Below are 7,231 nucleotides of genomic sequence, written 5' to 3'. Positions count from 1 at the left end.
GCTACCACGCTGCGCTGGTGAAGGGCACCGATGTGGACAAGCCGCGGAATCTGGCCAAGAGCGTGACGGTGGAGTGATCGGGCTGGAGAGGTTTGACTGGAGAAAATAAAGTCAGTCGGATCCGAATAAAGTTCGTCGGAGTCTGAGCGAAGAGAGGGGGCCGTTGGCCCCCTACTTTTTGGGTAGGAGCGCGTGTGAAGTGGTCATAGTGGAGGGTATGCGGGACGGTTGCTTTTCGGCCAAAGTGGAAGGTTATGCATATGTGCGAGCATGACTGCTGACGGCCAACTCCCGCCGGTGATGACGGGCAGGTTTTGGGCACATTCGCTCTGCCAGATGGCTATTGGCCCAACATTCGCCTCTGTCTTAAGGCGAGCCGCTTCTTGAGGCTTTCCCGCACGTCCGCGACGTGCCTAAGTGTCAAGGCGCTTGTCCTCAAGTCATGCACATTTTCGTAGTCGACCGGCACGTAGCTGGGGCGCATGCATCCTCCCCGGTGCGCATGGTGATTGTCCAAGGAGGGCCGAACTACTCGAGCAGACGCATGACGCTTTGGTCAAGCGCTTCGCGGAAGGCGTCGAAGCGCTCCAGGCGCATGCCTTCGGCCTTCGCCCCGAAGTTGCGGATCTGGTCCATCGCCGGCGCCAAGGCCGGATTGTTCTCGACCAAAGTCTCCTTGGCCGCAATGCGGTGCAGCAGCGAGCTACACAGGTGCTGACCTTGGCGCGTCAATCCGGTGAAGAGCACAACCGCGCTCAAGTTGGTCTCCAGCCTCACGTAGCGGACGTGATCATCGTATCGATGCAACCTAGGGTGAAACGTGTCGGTGAATTCCCGGGCGCTCGGGTATTGGCGCCGCTTTGTCGAGATGGCGCCCCACACGTCATCGGTCTTGGCGCCGTTGCAATCGCTACAAGCCACTGCCAGATTCCAGAATTCGACGGAGAACTGCGGATAGTGGTGCCGCGGAAGGATGTGCTCGATGGGTTTGGCGTACGCCGTGCTGACCAGCCAGCGGCGGCAATAGCAACACCGTCCCCCCTGCAACTCCAACAGCCTGCGCCTGAAGGCGGACTTGATGGAGGCTCCCGTGATGGTACCCAGCGCCGTAACATCGGCCATCGCGTCCAGCGCCGGCCAAACATCGACAAACGGACGTGAGCGCGCCTGGGTCCACAACTTCCGAAGCAGCACCTGCGTGCGTGGGACATGCTTCTTGGTTCCATGCGCCACACCGAGATACAGCTTGAGCTCTCGACGCATTTCTATCCGCGAGGGATGTGTTCCCTTAAACCAACTCATGTGGCGTTTCCTCGCTCGATCGACGCGAGTTCATCAATGGCCGAACGGGTGCGAGCGACCAACTCCAGGTCTTCCCGCGCATGCGACAACTGCGCCGAGCCGGCCATCCGAATGACTTGGTCCATCAACTCCAGCTCTTCATGCAGCGACTCCAAGGTGGGAAGATTCCCATTCTGTACGGGCGACCGGGCGTTGAGACGCTGGATGGTTTGCGACACCATCGCGGCGCAGCGCTCGTGCACCTGCCGGTTATTCGCCGTGTAGGTCCGGAATCCATCGAACAATGCTGTCTCGACCGATCGGCGCTGACGAATGCCAAGTTCAGTCAGCCCATGCCTGCGGGCGACGAAACATTGATCGTCGCGATGGGTCGCGCTGGCGACGACGACGGGGGAGTGCGTTGCCACGACCATTGAGCAGCCCATACGGGAGCCGACGATCTCCAACATCCCCGGAATGGCGCGCTGCCAGCTCACGTGAAGGCTCAACTCCGGCTCGTCTACCAGGATCACGGTGCTGTCGCCGGCGTAAGCCGTGAGCTTGAGAGCCAGGGTCAGCAGTTGCTGCTCCCCCGAACTCAACTCGCCGAATCTCGTTATCGAACGCTGGGACTCCTGTCGCATGAGACCCAGCTCGTACCTGTTCGCGCCTGCGCGCTGAAGGATGCGCGCGTTCTCATCGGCACTTTCCGTTAGCTGCTGCAGTTCGGCGTAACGCTCTCGGTCGTCATCGAAAGATCTGTTCAGGCCAAATGGCACCAGGTACCGACGCTCGCCGAAGCCGAGGTGCCTCACGACCGCGTCGAAGACCTTGAGCCGCTCGGCGCTCACGTGGATCTCGCGCACCATGCGATTAACGTCCGCCGAAGTGCGGCCAAGCGCAATGCCGCGTTCCGAGGTGCGGGCCCCGACATAGATGAACTGCTGTCCGTCCTGCTTGGGCCGCTCGAACGGAAACCTGTCCGTCAGTCCGAACGAGATGCCGACGACGCGCTGGCCGTCCTTCACCAAACGATCCGCCAGATCACCAAGCAGAATGCTCTTGCCTTCGCCGTTGTTGCCAATGACGTAGATGCGTGTGCTGTGGTCACGTCCTTGCCGCAGGGCCTCCAACACGGGGGCGCTGTTGAGCAACGGCATGAACGTCTTGCGCTTCGTCTCCTTGTCCGCGCCTTCGATATAGACGGACGCAGCGAGCCTGTAGGCCTTCTCGATGAGTTCGCTAACATGAACGCGCCGGCAGACGCCCTCCACGTCCCGATACCCGTCCTTGAAGTAAGCCTCCAGCATTGCTTCCAAGTCGTCCGATCTGAATTGGTGCCGCCTTGGGAGGCTCGAGGAGCGCCACCCCTCCGGCACGCCAAGCGACACAATCGCAGCCACGAACGCCATCAGGAGGCCAGCCTCGCGAAGTTCGCCTCTGCCGGCGAGACCTTTCGCGTCCACCATCAGCACATGGTTGCTTGACAGCCCCCCTTCCCCGAGGAGCCAAGCCGACACCTGCTTGCGCGATCCATGTCGGCGATCTTGGGGAAGGTCAATCACCGCGAGCAGCCGACCACTGCTCACGAGATACTCTCGCAGATTGTTTCGCCATCCCCCGGCTGATCGATCGGCACCAGGAACGATGATCAAACTCACTCCGAGATCGAGCTGATTCCGCAGCAAGTGGTCCAGGGCCTCGAGCGAGGTTTGGTGATCGGCCCATCTTTGTGAATGTGGACGCCGCCCGGTGGGGTCTCGGCGCGGATGATCAACCAGCAAAAAGCGACTGCTGACGAAGGACGCAAGATCGTCTTCGCCCGGTGGCAGGTCCTCCACATCAATGCCGTGAAGGCCAAGCCGAAGTCCGATGAAGAAGTTCAGGCGGTCGATCACGCCTATGCGCGCGGACGTCTCCACATTGAGGAGAATACTCCGCAATACGGCGAACTCGCCCGTTGTTGCGAAATACTCAGAGATACGGTCGACGCGTGCCGAGAGGTGAGCCGCTAAAGCCGCTGCAGTGTCGCCACCGCGGTACCCGGTCACAGTCAGGCGACTGACGACTCGATGAAACACCTCGTCGAAACAGTCCAGCAGGAACTCCCTCTGCGAGGCCCAGGCCCGCCCAAAGTGGTCGAGCATCCTGACGATGCTTTCGAATGCTTGAAAGGATCCGACCTCGCGCGGGACGTCGGCTTGGCCGGTGATCCGGGAGATTCTGGCCAGTGCATCGCACGCGCCAACCCATGCTTGACGAAAACGATTCTCGTCCTGGTATGGGTCTACAGTCGTCAGGATCATAAAAGTCTCCCTCGCCCGGTCGGTCATCTCGTTGGACCAAGGCCCTGGCGACTGCGCCACGCAGGTGAGACCAATCACTATCAGCGCGAACCGCTCGAACTCGTCCTCCCTCAGCCCGGAGGGCGCACGCAGCGCGCGCAATTCCTCCCAGAACTTAGCCGTCTGTACGGCCCGCTCGTCAAACATTATTCCTCCCCCGGAAGATGGCCAGTTCCAGCCTTGGCTTATGAGCCCATTTTCACATCATCAAGGCATTGTGTGTTATGCTGCTCGAGTTAGGAGGGCGTGTTGTGGAGACGCAAACTGTGGGGGTGTTTGACCGGAAGCTTCATGGCTCCAGATTCGGACAGCCAGTGTCTCTTCAGGTGCGGTAGCAGTCATGCTCATCCATACCTGCAGTAGTCAGCTATGGCCGAGGTCCTGTCGCTGGTTCGGGGGACTACTCTTCGGCCAATCCGGCCGTTGGCCTAATGCGCGGAATCGGGCTGCAATCTGTCGTTTACCTGCCGTTCAGCCTTGGGAGCCCTTGAACGGCAGCTTTCCCATCCAGCGAACGCGAACTTCCGATCCCAAGCAGCCAGTCAGCTTTCTCCTAAGCAGCCATGCGGCCATAGATGCCTTACACCGCCTCCAGCGCGAGCAGCTCAGCCACCGTCTGCCTTCGTCGAATAAGCCGGGGCTCACCATTTTCCATCAGCACTTCGGCAATCAGCGGGCGCGCGTTGTAGTTCGATGACATGGAGGCGCCATACGCACCGGTGTCGTGCAACACCAGGAGATCGCCCACCTGCGCCTGCGGCAAGGAGCGGTGCAACACCACGCCACCGTCCCCCTGCGTAAACACATCTCCCGACTCGCACAGAGGTCCGGCAACCACCGTGTCAAACTGCAGGCCATTAACCGCTGTGCCATCAGAGTGGATCAACTCCATACCGTGGTAGGCGCCGTATAGGGCCGGGCGAGCCGGATCACTGAAGCCAGCGTCCACCATCACAAAATGGTTAGCGCCTTGTTGCTTCGTGGCGCGTACCTCGGTGACCAGCACGCCGGACTCGGCCATTAAATAGCGGCCCGGTTCTATTTCCAGTTTCACTGGGTGCTCCAGCAGTTGTTCCACGGCATGGCGCGCTGCATCCCATAATGAAAAGTAGTGCGCCGTATCAATCGTGGGTTCACCGGCCTGGTAGGGAACGGACAGACCGCCGCCCGCGGAGATGGCGTGCAGGTCCAAACCCTGCGCATTCACTACCTCTACCAGCTTCAGCATTGCACCGCACACTTCCTGCAAGTGCTCGTAGTCCACGCCTGAGCCGATGTGCATGTGCAGGCCCTGCAAGGCCAGGCCGTTGGACTTGATCTTTTCGCAGGCGCGTACCAGGTCGCCATGCCAGATGCCATGCTTGCTATGCTCGCCACCGGTATTTGTTTTCTTGGAATGGCCATGCCCGAAACCTGGGTTGATGCGTAGCCACACCGGGTGCCCCGGGTTGACCGCACCCAATTGGTCCAGCATGTCCATGGAGCCGCAGTTCACGGGAATATTGAGTTCCACCACGCGCGCAAGCGTAGCGCGGTCCAGCAGATCGGCCGTGAACACGATGTCTGCGTGCCCGTTGTGCAAGCCCGGCGTAAAACCACCAGCCAACGCGCGTTCGATTTCACCCAAAGACACCGAGTCCACCACTACGCCCTGTCGCTTCATGAGGCGAAGGATGTGTGTATTGGAGTTGGCTTTCTGAGCGAAACGCACTACGTCAAACAACCGCAGAGCGGCAATCTGGCGCGTAATGGTGTCGGCATCGTAGATCCACAGCGGGGTATCGAACTGCTGGGCCAAAGGAGCGATGGTAGCGGGAGTAAAAGGGTTCATGAGTGGATGATTCCCTTCATAGTCAATTCAATCAATGCTATTTTTGTCATGTAGCTATTCAATATTGATATGAATTTAACTCATCGCCAGCTGACGATGTTTCGCGCCATCATGCTGCACGGCAACCTGGGGCGTGCAGCTGACGCGTGCGCGTCAAGCCAGCCCACTTTGAGTCGCGAGCTGGGTCGTCTGGAGCAGTTACTGGGGTTTAACCTTTTTGACCGGGTGCGGGGCCGATTACGACCTACCGTGCGAGCACTTGCGCTAATGCAGGAAGTAGAACGCTCGTTTATAGGCTTGGAACAGATCGCAGCGCGCGCCAGCGAATTGCGCACGCAAGTGACAGGTCGCTTGCGCATTGCGTGTTTGCCGGCATTGGCCCATGCCTTGGTACCCCGTGCACTGGTATATCTCTCACATGCACATCCTGAACTAGGAGTCAGCGTGCATCTGAATCGCCCCGGCTTTCGCGGAGGCCACTTGGTTAAGTCAGGCCACTGGAACGTTCAGGGAACCCGGGGCGATTCAATTTGGATGGGTTGGCATCCTCGATTTCCATGCGAGATTATCCGTGGATCGTGGGTCAGGTAATGAGAGGTGTAAAACCGCCCATGCTGCGCTCGCAGCTGACGACGAGATACCCACCGCGCCCACGGCATGTTTCGACTAGCAAGCGTCCCTGGCAGGAGCAGTGTCAACTGGTGTGGTGGTCGCCATTACAGGCTTCCTTACCCAGTGCCATTCTCATCGTTGGGCGGTAGATATCCGCCCGGCCATAACTGTCTCGACGAATGCTCGGTTCTTCAAAGCAATCTGCTGCGCTTCTGGCCTGGCGGACTGGTCCAGATCGAGCCGTAGATGTCTCAAAGCATAGAAGAGGAACGCCTGACGGCACTGAAACTCGACCTGGCCGTCCTTCATCCCGAAGTCGAGCTCTATCGCTCGCCTATGAGATTCAGATAGATTCGGATGTGGAACAAGCACCAGGGGTACGATGGTGTGCCACTCCTGGTCGTCTTCAGCGCTGGCCGTCGCTGCGGGCTCTGATCCGTTGACTTCGAGCATTCGGGCAATCACGAAATCGCGGAACTCCTTGCGCGTGTGACAGTAGGCACGCGCGTGCCAGCGAAATCCGTCATGGGCTAGCGCATGGGGAGACAGTGTTCTCGAGGTCGGCTGCGGTCGTGTCATCGACTGATAGAGGACACGCAAGGCCGTGCCCTCACGGATTGCCTTCAGCAATGCAACAAGGACATCAATGTGAAACGTTCGTCCGGGGCTAGGGACAGTAGCCACCGTGGGAGCCCATGCGAGGAAGCTGCTGGGCCCGGAGGCAACGCCGGCGACTTGAGCGAGCAATTCGTTGAGGTAGCGGCTTGCGTCGCTCGACGCGTAAAGGGGGCTGAAGCCGTCCGAGGCGAGGTAAGCCCGCGAGCTTCGGTCGTACACAAGGTTGCCTGGCGCCAGCTCGGTGTACCGGGATATGTCCAGAGACGCTTGCGGCACGGAGATGCCGAAGAAGTCCATCAGGTCGCCTCTATTGAGTCGGCCGTCCCATTGCAAGCGGAAGTCGATGAATTCCAGCCGTCGTTCTTGGCTCCACCTGCCGGCCGGGCGTCCGGCCGCCTTGGCGGTGTCCGATGTGGGGCTGCTATGTTCCTTCATGTTGAAGATTTTGCCATAAGAACAAAAACTAGACGAGTATAAAAAGTAGTCGTATATTTGAGAGACAGTTCCGCTTGGAGGTTCAAGGTGCGAGTCGCGAACGGCAGTC

The 7,231-nt window shown here is 59.4% G+C and carries 5 protein-coding genes; 1 reads left to right on the top strand and 4 read right to left on the bottom strand.

Features of this window, described 5'->3' with window-relative positions; all coding sequences use genetic code 11:
- Positions 1–528: 528 nt before the first annotated feature.
- From L6Q67_RS13985 to lysA, 3 genes are all read right to left on the bottom strand, one after another.
- Entirely contained in the window at positions 529–1,302 is a 774-nt protein-coding gene (locus L6Q67_RS13985; protein ID WP_296570340.1) for an HNH endonuclease, read from the bottom strand.
- On the bottom strand, positions 1,299–3,773 hold the full coding sequence (locus tag L6Q67_RS13980; RefSeq protein ID WP_296570338.1) for an AAA family ATPase: 2,475 nt from the start codon (positions 3,771–3,773) through the stop codon (positions 1,299–1,301). Before L6Q67_RS13980 ends, L6Q67_RS13985 begins: the two co-directional genes overlap by 4 nt.
- A gap of 433 nt (positions 3,774–4,206) precedes the next feature.
- On the bottom strand, positions 4,207–5,457 hold the full coding sequence (gene lysA / locus L6Q67_RS13975) for a diaminopimelate decarboxylase (RefSeq protein ID WP_296570335.1): 1,251 nt from the start codon (positions 5,455–5,457) through the stop codon (positions 4,207–4,209).
- A gap of 69 nt (positions 5,458–5,526) precedes the next feature.
- Between lysA and L6Q67_RS13970 the strand changes: the two genes are divergently transcribed.
- The gene (locus tag L6Q67_RS13970; RefSeq protein ID WP_367171644.1) at positions 5,527–6,048 is read left to right on the top strand and encodes a LysR family transcriptional regulator; all 522 of its coding nucleotides are present in this window, start codon (positions 5,527–5,529) and stop codon (positions 6,046–6,048) included.
- Between the two features lie 153 nt (positions 6,049–6,201).
- Here L6Q67_RS13970 and L6Q67_RS13965 read toward each other — a convergent pair whose 3' ends face one another.
- Entirely contained in the window at positions 6,202–7,122 is a 921-nt protein-coding gene (locus L6Q67_RS13965; protein ID WP_296570325.1) for a YafY family protein, read from the bottom strand.
- Positions 7,123–7,231: the final 109 nt, after the last annotated feature.

Source organism: Zoogloea sp., from assembly GCF_023150065.1.
Lineage (GTDB): Bacteria > Pseudomonadota > Gammaproteobacteria > Burkholderiales > Rhodocyclaceae > Zoogloea.
This window is presented reverse-complemented; position numbering and strand designations above follow the sequence as displayed.

Excerpts from the sequence above, each read along its gene's own strand:
- L6Q67_RS13985 (WP_296570340.1), bottom strand. The coding sequence starts at position 1,302 with ATGAGTTGGTTTAAGGGAACACATCCCTCGCGGATAGAAATGCGTCGA.
- L6Q67_RS13980 (WP_296570338.1), bottom strand. The coding sequence starts at position 3,773 with ATGTTTGACGAGCGGGCCGTACAGACGGCTAAGTTCTGGGAGGAATTG.
- lysA (WP_296570335.1), bottom strand. The coding sequence starts at position 5,457 with ATGAACCCTTTTACTCCCGCTACCATCGCTCCTTTGGCCCAGCAGTTC.
- L6Q67_RS13970 (WP_367171644.1), top strand. The coding sequence starts at position 5,527 with ATGAATTTAACTCATCGCCAGCTGACGATGTTTCGCGCCATCATGCTG.
- L6Q67_RS13965 (WP_296570325.1), bottom strand. The coding sequence starts at position 7,122 with ATGAAGGAACATAGCAGCCCCACATCGGACACCGCCAAGGCGGCCGGA.